Source organism: Curtobacterium flaccumfaciens (assembly GCF_018598405.1).
GTDB classification, from domain to species: domain Bacteria; phylum Actinomycetota; class Actinomycetes; order Actinomycetales; family Microbacteriaceae; genus Curtobacterium; species Curtobacterium aurantiacum.
On the sequence record NZ_JAHEWS010000060.1, the window covers coordinates 1 to 1,799 of the forward strand.

Sequence of the window (1,799 nt, forward strand, 5' to 3'; positions counted from 1 at the left end):
AGCAATTCCTTTTGGATTGAAGATTGTCAGTAGACAGTCAACAGTCAGAATCAACTCGGTCTGATGCCTTCGGGTGTTGGGTCTGTATTTTTTTACGGAGAGTTTGATCCTGGCTCAGGACGAACGCTGGCGGCGTGCTTAACACATGCAAGTCGAACGATGATGCCCAGCTTGCTGGGTGGATTAGTGGCGAACGGGTGAGTAACACGTGAGTAACCTGCCCCTGACTCTGGGATAAGCGTTGGAAACGACGTCTAATACTGGATATGATCACTGGCCGCATGGTCTGGTGGTGGAAAGATTTTTTGGTTGGGGATGGACTCGCGGCCTATCAGCTTGTTGGTGAGGTAATGGCTCACCAAGGCGACGACGGGTAGCCGGCCTGAGAGGGTGACCGGCCACACTGGGACTGAGACACGGCCCAGACTCCTACGGGAGGCAGCAGTGGGGAATATTGCACAATGGGCGAAAGCCTGATGCAGCAACGCCGCGTGAGGGATGACGGCCTTCGGGTTGTAAACCTCTTTTAGTAGGGAAGAAGCGAAAGTGACGGTACCTGCAGAAAAAGCACCGGCTAACTACGTGCCAGCAGCCGCGGTAATACGTAGGGTGCAAGCGTTGTCCGGAATTATTGGGCGTAAAGAGCTCGTAGGCGGTTTGTCGCGTCTGCTGTGAAATCCCGAGGCTCAACCTCGGGCTTGCAGTGGGTACGGGCAGACTAGAGTGCGGTAGGGGAGATTGGAATTCCTGGTGTAGCGGTGGAATGCGCAGATATCAGGAGGAACACCGATGGCGAAGGCAGATCTCTGGGCCGTAACTGACGCTGAGGAGCGAAAGCATGGGGAGCGAACAGGATTAGATACCCTGGTAGTCCATGCCGTAAACGTTGGGCGCTAGATGTAGGGACCTTTCCACGGTTTCTGTGTCGTAGCTAACGCATTAAGCGCCCCGCCTGGGGAGTACGGCCGCAAGGCTAAAACTCAAAGGAATTGACGGGGGCCCGCACAAGCGGCGGAGCATGCGGATTAATTCGATGCAACGCGAAGAACCTTACCAAGGCTTGACATACACCGGAAACGGCCAGAGATGGTCGCCCCCTTGTGGTCGGTGTACAGGTGGTGCATGGTTGTCGTCAGCTCGTGTCGTGAGATGTTGGGTTAAGTCCCGCAACGAGCGCAACCCTCGTTCTATGTTGCCAGCGGGTTATGCCGGGGACTCATAGGAGACTGCCGGGGTCAACTCGGAGGAAGGTGGGGATGACGTCAAATCATCATGCCCCTTATGTCTTGGGCTTCACGCATGCTACAATGGCCGGTACAAAGGGCTGCGATACCGTAAGGTGGAGCGAATCCCAAAAAGCCGGTCTCAGTTCGGATTGAGGTCTGCAACTCGACCTCATGAAGTCGGAGTCGCTAGTAATCGCAGATCAGCAACGCTGCGGTGAATACGTTCCCGGGCCTTGTACACACCGCCCGTCAAGTCATGAAAGTCGGTAACACCCGAAGCCGGTGGCCTAACCCTTGTGGAAGGAGCCGTCGAAGGTGGGATCGGTGATTAGGACTAAGTCGTAACAAGGTAGCCGTACCGGAAGGTGCGGCTGGATCACCTCCTTTCTAAGGAGCATCTGGTCAGTGCTGGTCGCCCATTGTGGGTGGTTGGTTGCTGGTCCAGGCGCCTGTTTCGGACCGAACGTGTCCGACGGGTAGCTCATGGGTGGAACATTGACAGTGCAGTTGGGAGTGATGCTTCCGACCTCAGTACGCTCTGCTTGCAGGGTTGGGACGGGTCGGGGTGGAGCG

The 1,799-nt window shown here is 56.0% G+C and carries 1 rRNA gene; it reads left to right on the plus strand.

The features are described from left to right. The first annotated feature begins 91 nt into the window (after positions 1 to 91). Positions 92 to 1,613: ribosomal RNA gene (locus tag KK097_RS17760) — 16S ribosomal RNA — on the plus strand. Positions 1,614 to 1,799 lie beyond the last annotated feature (186 nt).